The sequence below is a fragment of the Amycolatopsis sp. NPDC004378 genome (assembly GCF_053602455.1).
This window is the reverse complement of sequence record NZ_JBSGDR010000009.1, coordinates 119,762-135,232: the sequence shown is the minus strand read 5'-3', so window position 1 is coordinate 135,232 and position 15,471 is coordinate 119,762. Positions and strand designations below refer to the sequence as shown.

The 15,471-nt window shown below is 70.7% G+C and carries 14 protein-coding genes; 5 read left to right on the top strand and 9 right to left on the bottom strand.

Translation table 11 applies throughout. The features are described 5' to 3' along the window. The first annotated feature begins 36 nt into the window (after positions 1 to 36). Both ACWEN0_RS25890 and ACWEN0_RS25885 read left to right on the top strand, forming a co-directional pair. Positions 37 to 1,338, top strand: a complete 1,302-nt coding sequence (locus ACWEN0_RS25890; protein WP_451979031.1) for an MFS transporter — start codon at positions 37 to 39, stop codon at positions 1,336 to 1,338. Positions 1,339 to 1,385: 47 nt separating this feature from the next. Next, positions 1,386 to 3,701, top strand: a complete 2,316-nt coding sequence (locus ACWEN0_RS25885) for an FdhF/YdeP family oxidoreductase (protein WP_451978487.1) — start codon at positions 1,386 to 1,388, stop codon at positions 3,699 to 3,701. Here the strand turns inward: ACWEN0_RS25885 and ACWEN0_RS25880 are convergent. The 4 genes from ACWEN0_RS25880 to ACWEN0_RS25865 form a co-directional block, all read right to left on the bottom strand. Further along, positions 3,689 to 4,264, bottom strand: a complete 576-nt coding sequence (locus ACWEN0_RS25880) for a hypothetical protein (RefSeq protein ID WP_451978484.1) — start codon at positions 4,262 to 4,264, stop codon at positions 3,689 to 3,691. The genes ACWEN0_RS25885 and ACWEN0_RS25880 overlap by 13 nt on opposite strands. Before the next feature lie 292 nt (positions 4,265 to 4,556). After that, complete coding sequence (locus ACWEN0_RS25875) at positions 4,557 to 5,972, bottom strand: LCP family protein (protein ID WP_451978481.1); 1,416 nt, start codon at positions 5,970 to 5,972, stop codon at positions 4,557 to 4,559. 56 nt (positions 5,973 to 6,028) lie between these two features. After that, positions 6,029 to 6,163, bottom strand: coding sequence for an MFS transporter small subunit (locus ACWEN0_RS25870; protein ID WP_451978478.1), 135 nt, complete (start codon positions 6,161 to 6,163; stop codon positions 6,029 to 6,031). Further along, positions 6,163 to 7,512: an L-lactate MFS transporter gene (locus ACWEN0_RS25865; protein ID WP_451978475.1), complete on the bottom strand. Its 1,350-nt coding sequence runs from the start codon at positions 7,510 to 7,512 to the stop codon at positions 6,163 to 6,165. The genes ACWEN0_RS25870 and ACWEN0_RS25865 overlap by 1 nt, the downstream gene beginning before the upstream one ends. Before the next feature lie 207 nt (positions 7,513 to 7,719). Between ACWEN0_RS25865 and fdhD the strand changes: the two genes are divergently transcribed. Beyond that, on the top strand, positions 7,720 to 8,544 hold the full coding sequence (gene fdhD / locus ACWEN0_RS25860; protein WP_451978472.1) for a formate dehydrogenase accessory sulfurtransferase FdhD: 825 nt from the start codon (positions 7,720 to 7,722) through the stop codon (positions 8,542 to 8,544). On the opposite strand, the gene ACWEN0_RS25855 is transcribed toward fdhD, so the two are convergent. Continuing rightward, on the bottom strand, positions 8,541 to 9,980 hold the full coding sequence (locus tag ACWEN0_RS25855) for a carotenoid oxygenase family protein (protein WP_451978469.1): 1,440 nt from the start codon (positions 9,978 to 9,980) through the stop codon (positions 8,541 to 8,543). The two genes, fdhD and ACWEN0_RS25855, sit on opposite strands and share 4 nt — an antisense overlap. A 73-nt stretch (positions 9,981 to 10,053) precedes the next feature. Here ACWEN0_RS25855 and ACWEN0_RS25850 point away from each other — a divergent pair, with 73 nt between their 5' ends. Beyond that, positions 10,054 to 10,761: a TetR/AcrR family transcriptional regulator gene (locus ACWEN0_RS25850; RefSeq protein ID WP_451978466.1), complete on the top strand. Its 708-nt coding sequence runs from the start codon at positions 10,054 to 10,056 to the stop codon at positions 10,759 to 10,761. A 137-nt stretch (positions 10,762 to 10,898) separates the two neighbouring features. Next, positions 10,899 to 11,831, top strand: coding sequence for an alpha/beta hydrolase (locus tag ACWEN0_RS25845; protein ID WP_451979028.1), 933 nt, complete (start codon positions 10,899 to 10,901; stop codon positions 11,829 to 11,831). A 16-nt stretch (positions 11,832 to 11,847) separates the two neighbouring features. Here the strand turns inward: ACWEN0_RS25845 and ACWEN0_RS25840 are convergent, their stop codons facing one another. The 4 genes from ACWEN0_RS25840 to ACWEN0_RS25825 all read right to left on the bottom strand — a co-directional run bounded on the left by ACWEN0_RS25840 (position 11,848) and on the right by ACWEN0_RS25825 (position 15,457). After that, positions 11,848 to 12,768 carry an anti-sigma factor RsbA family regulatory protein gene (locus ACWEN0_RS25840; RefSeq protein ID WP_451978463.1) on the bottom strand — a complete coding sequence of 307 codons (921 nt, stop codon included), beginning with the start codon at positions 12,766 to 12,768 and terminating at the stop codon, positions 11,848 to 11,850. A gap of 52 nt (positions 12,769 to 12,820) precedes the next feature. After that, on the bottom strand, positions 12,821 to 13,225 hold the full coding sequence (locus tag ACWEN0_RS25835) for a hypothetical protein (RefSeq protein WP_451978460.1): 405 nt from the start codon (positions 13,223 to 13,225) through the stop codon (positions 12,821 to 12,823). Between the two features lie 52 nt (positions 13,226 to 13,277). Beyond that, positions 13,278 to 14,573, bottom strand: a complete 1,296-nt coding sequence (gene clpX, locus ACWEN0_RS25830; protein ID WP_364455901.1) for an ATP-dependent Clp protease ATP-binding subunit ClpX — start codon at positions 14,571 to 14,573, stop codon at positions 13,278 to 13,280. A 230-nt stretch (positions 14,574 to 14,803) separates the two neighbouring features. Continuing rightward, positions 14,804 to 15,457, bottom strand: a complete 654-nt coding sequence (locus tag ACWEN0_RS25825; protein ID WP_364455899.1) for an ATP-dependent Clp protease proteolytic subunit — start codon at positions 15,455 to 15,457, stop codon at positions 14,804 to 14,806. Positions 15,458 to 15,471 lie beyond the last annotated feature (14 nt).

Here is a 15,471-nt window from a genome sequence, read left to right as displayed (position 1 = left end):
CCCGCGAAGTTCGGCGCGCGCCTGGTCACCCCGCTGGTGGCCGGCGCCGTGCTCAACCCGATCAACTCCACGCTCATCGCCGTCGCGCTCGTGCCGATCGGGCAGAGCTTCGGTGCCGGACCCGGCCAGACGGCCTGGCTGATCTCCGCGCTCTACCTGGCCACCGCGGTCGGGCAGCCGGTGGTCGGCCTGCTGGTCGACCGCTACGGCGCCCGGCGCGTCCTGCTCGGCGGCGCCACCCTCGTGATCATCGCCGGGGTCGCCGGGATGATCCCGCTGTCGGTCGGCTGGCTGACCGGCGTGCGGGTCGTGCTCGGCCTCGGCACGTGCGCCGGCTTCCCGGCCGCGATGGCCGTGCTGCGCCACCACGCCGAGGCCACCGGCCAGGGCGTGCCCGCCCGTGTGCTGTCCGTGCTGTCGATGTCCGCGCAGACCGTCATGGTGATCGGCCCGACGCTCGGCGGTGTCCTGATCGGCCTCTTCGGCTGGCCGGCGATCTTCGCCGTGAACATCCCGCTCGCCGGTCTGTCGCTGGTGCTGGCGCTGCTGTGGGTGCCGAGGGACGACCGCGGCGCCCGCACCGCCACCCCGATCGACGTCGTGGGCATCGCGTTGTTCTCGGCGACCCTGCTCGCGCTGCTGTTCTTCCTGATGGACCCGGGTGCCGACGCCTGGCTGCTCGCCGTCGTCGCCGCCCTCGGTGCCGCGTTCACGCTGGTCGAGCTGCGCCGCGCGCACCCGTTCCTCGACCTGCGGATGCTCGCGGCCAACCGCGCGATCCTGCGCACCTACCTGCGGCAGGCGCTGAGCTTCATGGCCATCTACGCGATCATGTTCGGCTACGTCCAGTGGCTGGAGACGACGCGGCAGCTGTCCGAAGAGGCCGCCGGGCTGATGCTGCTGCCGATGTCGGGCACGGCGGTGTGTGCCGCGGCGTTTTCGGGGCGCGCGTCGGGCATCAAGGCGCGGCTGGTCACCGTCGCGGTGGCACTGCTCGGCGGTTCGGCGCTGCTGCTGCTCGTCCACGACGGCACGTGGGCCGGCGCGCTGCTCGCGCTGGCCGCGTTGTTCGGCCTGGCGCAGGGCCTGACGAGCGTCGCGAACCAGACGACGCTCTACCGCGAGGCCCCGGCCGAGCAGATGGGCACGGCGAGCGGCCTGTTCCGCACCGCCCAGTACCTCGGCGCGATCGTGGCCTCGACGCTCATTGCGCTTTGTTATGGCCCGCACGCGGATTCGGCGGGCCTGCACCGGCTGGCGATCGCGTTGCTGGTGATCAGCGGGGTGCTGCTCGTCGTCACCGTCGTGGACCGGGGGCTGCGCACCGCGGAGGTGTGACGCACCCCCTGTTCGCGCGGACGATCACCAGGGCGCACGATGAACGCATGACCCGTGAAGCGCCGGCGCAGGACGTTGACGAGACCCGCCTCGAGGTGGGCAAGCCGAAGGGCTGGGCCGCCGGGATACCCGGCGTGGCCGTGTCACTGATGCGCAGCGTCGAGCAGATGGGCACCGGGCGGACGGTCAAGGCGCTGCGGCTGCTGAACCAGCGCGCGGGGTTCGACTGCCCCGGCTGCGCGTGGCCGGAGCCCCGCGAGGTCGACGGCGAGAAGCGCAAGCTGGCCGAGTTCTGCGAAAACGGCGCCAAGGCCGTCGCCGAGGAGGCCACCAAGCGCCGGGTGGACCGGGAGTTCTTCGCGAAGCACCCGATCGAGGACCTCCGCACCAAGACCGACTACTGGCTCGGCCAGCAGGGGCGGATCACCGAGCCGTTCGTGCTGCGCGAGGGCGCGACGCACTACGAGCCGATCACCTGGGACGACGCGTTCGAGCTCGTCGCGGGCGAGCTCAAGGCGCTGACCGACCCGAACGAGGCGATCTTCTACACCTCCGGCCGCACCAGCAACGAGGCCGCGTTCCTCTACCAGCTGCTCGTGCGTTCCTTCGGCACCAACAACCTGCCGGACTGCTCCAACATGTGCCACGAGTCCTCCGGCGCGGCCCTGCAGGCGACCACCGGCATCGGCAAGGGCTCGGTGAGCCTGGCCGACATCCACCAGGCCGACCTGATCGTCGTCGTCGGGCAGAACCCGGGCACCAACCACCCGCGGATGCTTTCGGCGCTCGAGGAGGCAAAGAACCACGGCGCGAAGGTCATCGCCGTGAACCCGCTGCCCGAGGCCGGGCTGATGCGGTTCAAGAACCCGCAGAACGTCCGCGGTGTCGTCGGCAAGGGCACGCCGCTGGCCGACGAGTTCGCCCAGATCCGCCTCGGCGGCGACCTCGCGCTGTTCCAGGCCGTCGGGCACCTGCTGCTGGCCTGGGACGAGGAGGCGCCCGGCGCGATCGTCGACCGCGAGTTCGTCGAGGCGGCCACCGAAGGCTTCGAGGACTACGCGAAGCACCTGCGGGAGATCGACTGGCCGGAGGTCGAGCTCGCGACCGGCCTGCCCCGCGAGCAGATCGAGCGCGTCGCGCGGATGATCGCGTCGTCGGACCGCACGATCTACTGCTGGGCGATGGGCCTGACGCAGCACAAGCACGCCGTCCCGACGATCTCCGAGATCGCCAACCTCGCCCTGATGCGCGGGATGATCGGCAAGCCGGGCGCGGGCCTGTGCCCGGTGCGCGGGCACTCGAACGTCCAGGGCGACCGGACCATGGGCATCTGGGAGAAGATGCCGGAGTCCTTCATGGACGCGCTCGACGCCGAGTTCGGCATCGAGGTCCCGCGCGAGCACGGCCTGGACACCGTCGACGCGATCCGGGCGATGCGCGACGGCCGCGGCAAGGTCTTCTTCGCCGTCGGCGGCAACTTCGCGTCGGCGACGCCGGACACGGAGCTGACCGAGAAGGCGCTGCGCTCGTGCGCCCTGACCGTGCACGTCTCGACGAAGCTCAACCGGTCGCACGTCGTGCACGGCCGCACCGCCCTGATCCTGCCGACGCTCGGCCGCACCGAGCGCGACGTGCAGGCGAGCGGCGAGCAGTTCGTCACGGTCGAGGACTCGATGTCGCAGGTGCACCCGTCCCGCGGCCGCCTGAAGCCGGCGAGCGAGCACCTGCTGTCCGAGGTCGCGATCGTCTGCCGGCTGGCCGAAACGCTGTTCGGCGCGGCGCACGCCGTGCCGTGGCGGACGTTCGAGGCCGACTACGACCTGGTCCGCGACCGCATCTCCCGCGTCGTGCCGGGCTGCCAGGACTACAACCGCCGCGTCCGCGAGCCGGACGGGTTCGTGCTGCCGCACGCGCCGCGCGACTCCCGCCAGTTCAGCGGCACCACGAACGGCAAGGGCAACTTCACGGTGTCGGGCCTGGAGTACCCGAAGGCGCCCGAAGGCCGGCTGCTGCTGCAGACGATGCGCAGCCACGACCAGTACAACACCACGATCTACGGGCTCTCCGACCGCTACCGCGGGATCGAGAACGCCCGCCGGGTCGTGCTGGTCAACCCGGCCGACCTCGCGGAGCTGGGCCTGGCCGACGGGGCGATGGTGGACCTCGTCTCGGAGTGGCGGGACGGCGACCGCCGGGCGCCGTCGTTCCGTGTGGTCGCCTACCCGACGGCCCGCGGCTGCGCGGCGGCGTACTTCCCGGAGGCCAACGCGCTCGTGCCGCTGGACTCGGTCGCGGAGAAGTCGAACACGCCGGTGTCGAAGGCGATCGTGGTGCGGCTCGAGGCGCTCGATCAGCCCTTGTAGTCGCGCTGCAGGGTGTTCGTCATGTCGGTGACCACGGCCTGGACGCTGTCGAGGGTCGCCGGCGGGATCAGCGCGGCCTCCGTGCCCCCGTCGGCGATCGCCAGGCCGAGCACGACGTTCCCGCTGCGGACCGCGGCCCACTGCTCGGAAAAGCCGGCCTCGTCGCCGATTCCGGTGGCGAGGCGGACGCCCGAGTGGTCGGCGAGCGCGTCGGTGAGCAACTGGCTCGCTTTGCCCGCGCCCTGTTCGGCGTCGGAGTCGGTGAACCGCACGACGGCGATCGTCACCACCCGGTAGTCCTGCATGTTGGGCTTCCCGCCGCCGAGGTCGCGGGCGAACAGGCGCTTGCAGGTGGTGAGGTCGTTGCCCTCGGCGGAGCGGTCCTGCGGCACGACCGGGGTGTCGGCCGTCTTCACCGCGCCGGAAGGCACTTCGACGGTCCCGGGAGCGAGCTTGTCACGCGTGTTCGCGCCGGGCAGCTTGCAGGCGTCGATCGACTCGGAGTAGTGCGCCGCGGCGGACGAAGATTGGCAGGCCGTGCAGAGAACGGCCGAAGCGAGCACCGGAAGGAGCCACCCTCCGCGGGCAACGCTGCTACGCATAGGTTCCGGACTTTCCGTATTTCTCGAAATTGTTTTTCCGGCTCCCCACCGGTCCGGTGATCTTTTCCGGTCCCGCCGCGCGTACTGCCGCCCGACGGTTCCCGCACACTGCCTCACCAGGGAGGCAGCGTCAAGACCAGTCACCCGCGTGGTCCGCCGTGGTCCGGTCGGCGGAAACGTTCTTGCGGGACTTTGCGGAAATTACTGGCGCAATTCTGTGGAAACCGGCGAAACAGCGCTTCGCCACGGCCGGTCAGTTCACGCAGGCGACCCCGCCGGAGGTGATCGGCTCGTCGCCGGCCGCCGGGGCGCCCCCGCCGCCGTTCGCGCCCGGGCCGGAGTACACCGTGCCGAGCACGACCTCGATGTGGCCGGCCGGCACGGCCGGGGACTCCTGCGTCGTCAGCCCGCCGAGCAGCTTCGCGACCTCGGCGCCGCGCTCGGCGAGGCCGGGCCCGAAGCGCACCAGGGACGTCCGGCGCGCGTCGGTGCTCCCGCTCGTGCCCTCGGGGAAGCCGTGCTCGCCGAGGAACCCCGCCACACGCGCGGCGAGGCCGCTCTTCGGGCTCGCGTTGGAGACGTCGACGGTGACCGGCGCGGCATCCCGCGACGCGGGCGTCGCCGGCGCGACCGGGCCGACCAGGCCGGCCGCGAACTTCTTCACGGCTGCCGGGTCGACCTGCACGGCCGTGGCACGTGGGTTGGCCGGGTCGTACCGGTAGTCGCGGTTGACGACCGGGATCGTTTCGAACTGGATCCCGCCGCCGGTGACGCCGCGCATCTGCGCCACGAAGTCGAGCAGGTTCCACGAGCTGTCGAGCACGACCGAGTGCTTGACGGCGTCGATCAGGTCGCCCAGTTTCCCGGGGTCGGCCAGCGTCCCGGCCGAGAGCACCTGCCGCGCGAGACTGGCGAGGAACACCTGCTGGCGCCGCACCCGGTCGAAGTCGCCGCCGACGAGGTTGTCGCGCTGGCGGACGAAGGCCAGCGCGTCCGCGCCGGAGATCCGCTGCGGGCCGGCCGGGAAGTCCGCGCCGGAGTTGCGGTCCTGGGTGGCCTGCTTGAGGCAGACGTCGACGCCGCCGACGGCTTGGCTGATCTCGTAGAAGCTCAGCAGGTTGACCTCGGCGAAGTGGTCGATCTTGACGCCGGTGAGGTCTTCGACGGCCTGCCGCGTCGCGCGCCGCCCGGCGGTGAGGGCGGCTTGGTCGATCTTCGCCTTGTCGGTCTCCCCGGCGTCGCGGCGCCGCTTGGCTTCGGCGGCCTTGGCGCGGCCGAACGCGGCGTTGATCTTGCCCTTCCCGCCGGGCATCGACACGTAGCTGTCGCGCGGGATGGAAAACGCTTTCACCGCCTTCGTGCCGTTCGGGATCCGCAGCACGATGAGGGTGTCGGTGAGGTCGTCGCCGTTGGCGCCGGCGCGCAGCTCGCGCAGGACGTCGGCGGAAAGCGGGTTCCCCTGGTCGTCGGTGCGCGAGTCCCGGCCGACGAACAGGATGTCGAGCGAGCCGTCGGCCGGCTGCTCACCCGGCGGGGTGCCACCGTCCGCGTCGATCACGCTGTCGCGCGTCACCTCGTCGAGCGAGCGGAGGTTCGAGTAGCCGTAGGCGGTCCCGCACAGGACGACGAAGGCGAGCCCGGCGACGGCGATCTTCCCCAGTAGGTGCACGTCCTACCGACGCCGCCGGGCCCGCCTCCGCTGCACGGGTGACTCAGGTTACAGCGCTATCCGAAGAGCTGCACCAGCTTCAGGAACAGCTGGTACACGCCGTAGGCGAAGGGCAGCACGACCCACGCCCAGGCCAGCACGATCAGCGGGACCCGGTTCGTCGTCCCGGCTTCGCGGGGTTGCTCGCTCATCACGCCTCACTCCTCGCCGCCGCGGCGACCGGCTCGTGGAACTTCTCCTTCACCGGCCGCACCAGCTCGTTGGCCACGAACCCGACGACCAGCAGGCCGATCATGATGTAGAAGGACAGCTGGTAGAGCGCCGGCCCGGACTTGCCCGCCGACTTCTCGCTGTCCGCGATCCGGTTGACGATCAGCGGGCCGAGCACGCCGGCCACCGACCACGCGGTGAGCAGCCGGCCGTGGATCGCCCCGACCTGGTAGGTGCCGAACAGGTCCTTCAGGTACGCCGGGACCGTCGCGAACCCGCCGCCGTAGAACGACAGGATCACCATCGCGCACAGGATGAACACGAGCTTCGACGAGTTCTGCGTCAGCGCGATCACCAGGTACAGCACGGCTCCGACACCGAGGTAGGTGCGGTAGATGTTCTTGCGCCCCACCAGGTCCGAAGTGGACGACCAGACGAACCGGCCGAGCATGTTGCACAGCGACAGCAGCGCCACGAACCCGGCCGCCGCGGCCGTGCCGACCGGGGTCGAGGTGTTCTTGAAGAAGTCCACGATCATCGGGGAGGCCTTCTCCAGGATCCCGATGCCCGCTGTGACGTTGAAGCACAGCACGACCCACAGGCACCAGAACTGCGGCGTCTTGATGGCGTTGGCCGCCGAGACGTTCGCCGTCGTGATCATCGCGGCGCCGTGGTCGGTCTTGGGCTCCCAGCCGGCCGGCTTCCAGTCGTCGGCGGGCACCCGGACCAGCAGCCAGCCCATGGACATGAACACCGCGTAGACGATGCCGTGCACGAGGAACGCCGTCGCGATCGTGCCGGCGGTCGGCGCGGTGCCGAGCATCGACGACGACCACGGCGACGCGATCAGCGCGCCGCCGCCGAAGCCCATGATCGCGATCCCGGTGGCCATGCCCGGCCGGTCCGGGAACCACTTGATGAGCGTCGACACCGGCGAGATGTAGCCGATGCCGAGCCCGACGCCGCCGATCCCGCCGTAGCCGAGCACGACCAGCCAGAACTGCCCGGTCGCCACGCCCAGCGCGGAAACGAGGAATCCGCTGGCGAAACAGCACATCGACACGAACATCGCCCAGCGCGGGCCGTTGCGCTCGACCAGCGTGCCGCCGAACGCGGCGGACAGGCCGAGCATCACGATGCCGAGCTGGAACGGCAGCGAGCTCTGCGTGCCGTTGAGGTCCATCGTCTTCTCGAGCGGGGTCTTGAAGACGCTCCACGCGTACGCCTGCCCGATGGACAGGTGTACCGAAAGGGCCGCCGGCGGCACCAGCCAGCGCGTCCAGCCGGGCGGTGCCACGATCCGGGAACGGTCCAGGAAGCCGAGAGCCATCCGGTTCCCTCCGTACTCTGGGGGATGATGGAGGGAATGTATTACTAAATACCCGGTGTTGCACCATGCGGGTGTCAAACTTACCGGTGCGGCCAAAAGGAGGCCGGTCCCTCGAGCGGTGGGCGACCGTTGCCGGGGAGCCGTCCGGCCGTGACTGTGGCCGCATCGGTAACGACCGGCACAGCCGGGCAGCGAAAGGTGTGGAGGATGGGCAGGGTGACCGTGCGCAGGCCGGTGCGGAAGATCTCCGCGGCCGGCGACCGGCGCCGGCCGGACGCGTTGGCCGCCGAAGAGCCGCTCGAGCTGCGGGTCGGCGGCAAGGCGCTGGCGGTCACCATGCGGACGCCCGGGCACGACGTCGAGCTGGCCCACGGCTTCCTGCTGTCCGAAGGCGTGATCGGCGGCCGCGAGGACGTCGCGGTCGCCCGCTACTGCGACGGCGTCGACGACCAGGGCCGCAACACCTACAACGTCCTGGACGTCGCCCTGGCCGACGGCGTCCCGCCCCCCGAGACCGGCGTCGAGCGCAACTTCTACACGACGTCGTCCTGCGGTGTCTGCGGCAAGGCCGCGCTCGACGCGGTCAAGCTCCGCACCCGGTTTTCGCCGGCCGGCGCGGCGTTCGCGGTGAAGAGCCGGACGCTCGCCACGCTGCCGGACGCGTTGCGCGAGCGGCAGAAGGTGTTCTCCAGCACGGGCGGCCTGCACGCGGCGGCCCTGTTCACACCCGATGGCGGGCTGGCCGTCGTCCGCGAAGACGTCGGCCGGCACAACGCGGTCGACAAGGTGCTGGGCTGGGCCGTCCTCGAGAACCGGATCCCGGCGCCCGGCCACGGCCTGCTGGTGTCCGGGCGCGCGTCGTTCGAACTGGTCCAGAAGGCGGCGATGGCCGGGATCGGCCTGCTGGCCGCGGTGTCGGCCCCGTCGTCACTGGCGGTGGAGCTGGCGGAAGAGAACGGGATGACCCTGATCGGCTTCCTGCGCGGCGACTCGATGAACCTCTACACCGGCGACCACCGGGTGCTCACCTAGGCCGACTCGACCCAGTTGCCGTGGAAGCCGTGGGGGACGCGGTCGGGCAGGTGGATCGCCGCGACCGTCTCCAGCGTGCCCGCGTCCAGCAGGGTCAGGTCGCTGCGCCGGGTCGACGGGTCGAAGACGAAGCCCATCAGCACGCCGTCGTCCTCCGCCGCGTCCTCGTGGCACGGCACGAAGACGAACTCGCCCGGCTGCCGCCCGCCGCCGAACGCGCGCTCCTCCCGTGAGCCGGTGTGGAGGTCGTGCTTGAACAGCGAACCGCCCGGTTCCGCGCCGCCCTCGGCCGACATCGCGTAGCCGTAGCGGTGCCTGCGGCCGACCAGGCGCTCGTCGACGCGCGGGAACTCCTGGGCGCGGTCGTCCAGCCGCTCCTCCAGGACCTTGCCCGCGGTGAGGTCGACCGTCCAGCGGTCCAGCGTCGGGCCGCCCTCGTCCGGGCCGTGCAGCTCGCGGTCGAACATCTTCGGGTGGCGCACGACGTCCAGCACGATGCTGTCGCCGTCGTCGTAGGCGTTGAGCGGGTGGAAGACGTAGCACGGCTCGACCTCGAACCACTGGACGTCGCCGTTGCCGCCCTCGCGCGGCATGACGCCGATGCGCGCCGGGTACTTCTCGTCCCAGCGGTAGGGCAGGCCGCCGTTCGCGCCGATCTTGCGCGCCATCATCGCGGTGACCGGGTCCGGCACGCGGACCTTGCCGACCATCGCCGACAGGACCAGCTTCGCGGGCGTCCGCAGCGCGCCCGGCACGGTGGCCGCCACCGCCATCTCGGCGTTGAACGTCACCGGCAGGTCGTAGAACACGACGTGCCGTTCGGTCAGCGAGAAGTCGTGCATCATCGGCGACCCGGTCACCTCGACGTCCACCGTGCGGCGCGCGCGGCCCGCCGCGTCGATCACCGAGTACTGGACCTTGTTGCCGTTGCCGAAGAAGTACGAAACGGCGTGCAGTTCGCCGGTGCGCGGGTCGCGCTTGGGGTGGGCGGTGTAGCCGCCGGGGAGGGTGCCGTCGAAGTCGCACCGGCCGACGGTGTCGAGCTCGTCGGTCAGCTCGTAGATCGGCGCGCCCGCCTCGACCAGGGCGAAGGTCCGGCCGGCGTGGCCGATGACGTTGGTGTTGGCGCCCAGCGCGTCCAGCCCGCAGAAGGGGCTCGCGTCCTCGCCGTTCAAGGTCGCCGTGACGGCCGGGTTGCGCACCCAGCGGTTGCGGTACCACTCGGCCTTCCCGTCGCGCAGGCGCACGCCGTGCACCATGCCGTCGCCCATGAACCAGTGGTAGGCCGCCGGGTCCACTTCGGACAGCGGGTTCGGCCCGTTGCGCAGGTAGCGGCCATCGAGGAAGTCGGGGATCCGCCCCGTGACGGCCAGCTCGGTGATCGTGTGCTCCCGGCTCACCGGGGCGAAGTTGCCTTCGAGGAACTTGTTGCCCATGCCCGACCCCTCTCATCGTGTCATAACGTGGTTATGACACCTTTTATAACAGGGTTATGAGACACTGGCAAGCATGAGCCCGAAGCCCCGCGCGAACGACGTCAAGGACCGGCTCGTCGAGGCCGCCATCCGGCTGCTCGACGACGGCGGACCGGAATCGCTGCAAGCCCGCAAGCTGGCCGCGGAGGTCGGCGTCTCGACGATGGCCGTGTACACCCACTTCGGGGGCATGGCCGCACTGGTCGACGAGGTGGCGCGGGCCGGGTTCCGCAAGCTCAGCGCGTGGCTGGCCGGGGTTGGCGAGACCGGCGACCCGGTGGCGGACATCTTCAGCATGGCCCGCACCTACCGGCAGGCCGTCGCCGAGCAGCCACAGCTGTTCGCGGTGACCTTCGGCCAGTCGGCCCCCGGCGGCAAGCGCGCGACGCTGTCGGACCTGACCACCGAAGAGGGCCGCGAAACCGCGCAGGAGGGCCTGGAGGCCTTCGAGCACATCGTCCGGGCGACCGAGCGGGCCATCGAGGCCGGCCGGTTCCGGCCCGCGGACAAGTACCAGGCCGCCGCGCAGCTGTGGAGCGCCCTGCACGGCTTCGTCACCCTGGAGGCGTCCGGCCACTTCGGGCCCGACGAACAGGGCATCGACCACATTTTGATACCCCTGGGGATCACCCTCGCGGTGGGTCTCGGGGACACTGTGGACAGGGCGGAACGCTCGACGGAGGCCGCGAAGGCCACTTGGCGAGCGAGAACCCGAAACGCCGGGCAGGGTGGGAACGACTAACCCGGCGGAGAGGGACGTGAGGGGAACGCGGAGCGGGTGCGCGGCGTCCTTTGAGAGTGGCAGGCGGGGGACGGAGACAGGTGAACGAGCAAGACGGGGACCGCGAGGAGGTCCGGCCACCGGGGCCGGGCGAGCCCTTGATCCCGGAGACGGTCGGGGCGGCCAAGGTCCGGGACGCGCGGCGCTGGCTGTCGCGCCGGTCCGTGCTGGTCGCGGGCGCCTCCGGGCTGGCCGTGACCGGCCTGGCCGTCGGCACGGCCACCGGCAAGCTGCCCTTCAGCCAGGCCCTGCAGCGCACGCTGGGCGTGACGTCGTCGAACCCGACGACGCAGCTCGGCAGCACCCGCGTCGAGCGCGTGTACTCCCAGGCCCGCGGCCGGATGGTCGACCTGGTGTTCATCCTGCCGTCGAAGACCCCGCCCAAGGGGCTCCCGATGTCGCTGATGCTGCACGGCCTGCACGGCAACGCCCGCAACGCGGCCCCGACCGGCACGCTCAAGCAGCTCGCCAGCGACGTCGCCCGCAAGGCGGTCCCGGCGTACGGCCTGGTGGCCGTCGACGGCGGTGACAACTACTGGCACGAGGTCCACCGGGGCGACGACCCGATGGCGATGCTGCTGGAAGAGGTCCCCCAGTGGCTGAAGGCCCGCGGGTTCGCCGGCGACACCGGGCAGCCGTTCGCCTGCACGGGCGTGTCGATGGGCGGGTTCGGGGCGCTGGTGTACACGCGCCGCCGGGTGGAGCGCCGCCAGCCGCCGGCCGCGGTCGCGACCCTGGCCCCGGCGCTGATCCTGTCCTGGCAGGAGATGGCCAAGCGGCACATCTTCACCGGCCTGAACGACTGGACGGCGCTGGACCCGCTGCGCCACATCGACGAGACGAAGAGCGTGGCCAACGCGATCTACTGCGGCACGGAGGACCCGTTCATCACGGGCGTCCGCCGCTACATCGACGCCGCGCACCCGGCGGTCGCCCACACCGCGCACGGCAAGCACGGCGACCCGTTCAACCGGACGGTGGTGCCGAGCCTGGTCAGCTTCCTGGGCAAGCACGTGCCCCGCAAGGACTGACGAGGTCCGGCGCGGCTCAGCGGCTGAAGTGGACCCGGGTCGTGGTGCGGCCCGGGACCCAGTACGTGCGCACCAGGTCCGCCAGCCGGTTCACCAGCAGCAGCCCGCGGCCGCCGAGGGTGGCCGCCGACGGCGGGATCCGGCCGGCCAGCGGCTCCGAGATCGTGCCCGCGTCCGTCACCTCGCCGACCACCTGCCGGTCGTCGGCCCACAGCCGGAGCACGCCGGTGCCGCCGCCGTAGAGCACGCTGTTCGTCGTCAGCTCGGCGATCGCCAGCGCGAAGTCGTCACGCCGGGGGCGGCGCAGGCCGTGGCGGGCGGCCCAGATCTCCGCGAACCCGCGCAGCGACGCCAGCTGCGCGATGTCGAACCCCCGCTCGACCGCGGCCGGTGGCGGCACCAGCGGCCGCGTGACGTCCGCGCGGGCGCCTTCCGGGTCGAAGCGGGGGCTGACGAACGGCCCGGCCGGGCCCCACACCTCGGGATGGGTGCGCTCGGCGTCGGCCAGCACGTCCGGGGCGAGCACCGCGACGTCGTAGGGGCAGAGCACCGTCAGGTCGCGGCCCGCGAAAGCGGCGTTGACGAGGGCCTCGTGCAGCACGCACGCCGGGTACTCGGCCTCACTGCGGCCCGCCCAGACCGGCTGGACCACGACCCGCACCGGGCCCTCGTGCTCGCCGGCGAACGCGAACACCGCCGACGGCAGGATCGCTCCGGGGTTGCGGCCCACGCGGGCCATGTCGAACAGCCGGACTTCGCCGACCCGGTCTTCAAGGGCCTTCTCGACGAGCCGCAGGTCCCGCCCGGGGACGCCGACCGCCACGGGCTGGCCCAGGTCGAGGCCGGCCAGGATGAACGGAATGACACCGTCGAGATACTCGGAGTCACCGCAGTAGAACAACGCGGGATGCCGGAACGGACCGAGGGCATTCACCACGGGGTTCTCTTACCCAGGGGCGTCCACGCGCAAACAGGCCGAACGGCGGGTGCTACTCCACCCAGCGCCCGACGACGGAGATCAGCCAGAAGCCGACCATCGTCGCGATGGCGAACAGCAGCACCCAGTTGAACAGCGGCCGCCGCTCGGAGACACCGCGGGCCCGCCACAAGGAGTAGCCCGCGAGGAGGAACAGGGGCACCGGGATCAGCGGCAACGGCGACAGCCGGGCCACGACGGCCACGACGCACGTCCCGGTGCACACCGCCAGCACGCCCATCAGCACCCGGTTCAGCCACGGGTACCGGTCGAACACGGACGCGATGACGCGTTCGCTCAGCTCGCGGAACCCGAGGACCGGGCCGACCTGCACCAGCGCCGGTTCCGGTGGCGGCGGAGCCTGCACGCCACCGGCGGGGGCGGCGCCCCCGGAACCCGGGATAGAGTCAGCAGTCATTCAGCTTTCCTGTCGGGTCTCCGGGCCCGGGGTGGCCCGGAGACGACCCGGATCAGGCCGACTTCTCGCCGCGCTCGCTGCGCGTGCGCCGCGTCGGCTGCCGGGCGACGATCGTCGGGTTCACGTTCTCCCGGACCGTCTGCTCGGTGATGACGACCTTCGCCACGTCGTCGCGGCTCGGGATGTCGTACATCACCGGCTGGAGCACTTCTTCCATGATGGCGCGCAGCCCGCGAGCGCCGGTGCCGCGCAGGACCGCCTGGTCCGCGATGGCCTCGAGCGCGGTCTTGGTGAACTCGAGCTCGACGTTGTCCATCTCGAAGAGCTTCTTGTACTGCTTCACCAGGGCGTTGCGGGGCTGGGTCAGGATGTTGACCAGCGAGTCCTTGTCCAGGTGGTTCACCGTCGCCACGACCGGGAGCCGGCCGATGAACTCCGGGATCAGCCCGAACTTGATCAGGTCCTCGGGCATGGTGTCGGAGAAGACGTCGCTCTCCTCGATCTCGGACTTCGTGCGGATCTCCGCGCCGAAGCCGAGGCCGCGCTTGCCGACCCGCTCGTTGATGATCTTCTCCAGCCCGGCGAACGCGCCGGCCACGATGAACAGCACGTTCGTCGTGTCGATCTGGATGAACTCCTGGTGCGGGTGCTTGCGGCCGCCCTGCGGCGGGACCGAAGCGGTGGTGCCCTCGAGGATCTTCAGCAGCGCCTGCTGCACGCCCTCACCCGACACGTCGCGGGTGATCGACGGGTTCTCACTCTTCCGGGCGATCTTGTCGACCTCGTCGATGTAGATGATCCCGGTCTCGGCCCGCTTGACGTCGTAGTCCGCCGCCTGGATGAGCTTGAGCAGGATGTTCTCGACGTCTTCGCCGACGTACCCGGCCTCGGTCAGCGCCGTGGCGTCCGCGATCGCGAAGGGGACGTTCAGCAGCTTCGCCAGCGTCTGCGCGAGGTAGGTCTTGCCGCACCCGGTGGGGCCGAGCATCAGGATGTTCGACTTGGCGAGCTCGACCGACTCCTCCTTGGAGTCCTTCGGCCCGGCCTTGTCGTCCGCCTGGATCCGCTTGTAGTGGTTGTAGACCGCTACCGCGAGGGTCCGCTTGGCGTCGTCCTGGCCGATGATGTACTGCTCGAGGAACTCGTGGATGTCGGCGGGCTTGGGCAGCTCGTCGAGCTTGACGTCGCCGGCCTCGGCCAGCTCCTCCTCGATGATCTCATTGCAGAGGTCGATGCACTCATCGCAGATGTAGACCCCGGGGCCGGCAATGAGCTTCTTCACCTGCTTCTGGCTCTTCCCGCAGAAAGAACACTTCAGCAGGTCTCCGCCGTCACCGATCCGTGCCATGGCCGTTGACCTCGTCCCCTCCGGCGCGGGTTTTCCGCGCCTGACGTGTGTTGCGACGGTGCGACCCCCGGCCGCGGACGGCCGAGCGGAGCCTCACACATTGCCACTGACGGTACCCGTCCGATGCCGTGGGCGGGAACACCCACAGGCGCCGGGAGCACGTCAGAGGACGACCCTAAACCAGAGTGCCGGTGTATGTCGTCTCCTCGACACACACCGGCCTGGCGGATCTAAAGAGCCGATGCCTTCCGGTAGGGCAGCACCTCGTCGATGATGCCGTACGCCTTGGCCTCCTCGGCGGTCAGGATCTTGTCCCGCTCGATGTCGGCCCGGATCTGGTCGGGGTCCTTGTTCGTGTGCTTGGCCAGGATGACCTCCATCTGGCGCCGCACCCGCTGGATCTCGTTGGCCTGGATCTCCAGGTCGGAGACCTGGCCGTAGGTGCCCTCGGTGGCGGGCTGGTGGATCAGCACGCGCGAGTTGGGCAGCGCGTAGCGCTTGCCCGGCGTGCCGGCCGACAGCAGCACCGCGGCGGCCGAGGCGGCCTGGCCGAGGCAGTACGTCTGGATGTCCGGGCGGACGAACTGCATGGTGTCGTAGATCGCCATCAGCGAGGTGAACGAGCCGCCCGGCGAGTTGATGTAGACCAGGATGTCGCGGTCCGGGTCCTCGTGCTCGAGGTGCAGCAGCTGGGCCATCACGTCGTTGGCCGACGCGTCGTCCACCTGCACGCCGAGGAAGATGACCCGCTCTTCGTACAGCTTGTTGTACGGGTTCGACTCCTTGACGCCGTAGCTGGTCCGCTCCACGTACGACGGCAGGATGTACCGCGACTGGGGGGTGCTCGGGGCCTGGAAGTCACCCGGGAGCCTGAAGTTGCTCATGATCGAGTCTCCTG

Coding starts and splice junctions, on each gene's coding strand:
- ACWEN0_RS25885 (WP_451978487.1), top strand. CDS start 1,386: ATGACCCGTGAAGCGCCGGCGCAGGACGTTGACGAGACCCGCCTCGAG.
- ACWEN0_RS25870 (WP_451978478.1), bottom strand. CDS start 6,163: ATGAGCGAGCAACCCCGCGAAGCCGGGACGACGAACCGGGTCCCGCTG.
- ACWEN0_RS25865 (WP_451978475.1), bottom strand. CDS start 7,512: ATGGCTCTCGGCTTCCTGGACCGTTCCCGGATCGTGGCACCGCCCGGC.
- fdhD (WP_451978472.1), top strand. CDS start 7,720: ATGGGCAGGGTGACCGTGCGCAGGCCGGTGCGGAAGATCTCCGCGGCC.
- ACWEN0_RS25855 (WP_451978469.1), bottom strand. CDS start 9,980: ATGGGCAACAAGTTCCTCGAAGGCAACTTCGCCCCGGTGAGCCGGGAG.
- ACWEN0_RS25850 (WP_451978466.1), top strand. CDS start 10,054: ATGAGCCCGAAGCCCCGCGCGAACGACGTCAAGGACCGGCTCGTCGAG.
- ACWEN0_RS25835 (WP_451978460.1), bottom strand. CDS start 13,225: ATGACTGCTGACTCTATCCCGGGTTCCGGGGGCGCCGCCCCCGCCGGT.
- clpX (WP_364455901.1), bottom strand. CDS start 14,573: ATGGCACGGATCGGTGACGGCGGAGACCTGCTGAAGTGTTCTTTCTGC.
- ACWEN0_RS25825 (WP_364455899.1), bottom strand. CDS start 15,457: ATGAGCAACTTCAGGCTCCCGGGTGACTTCCAGGCCCCGAGCACCCCC.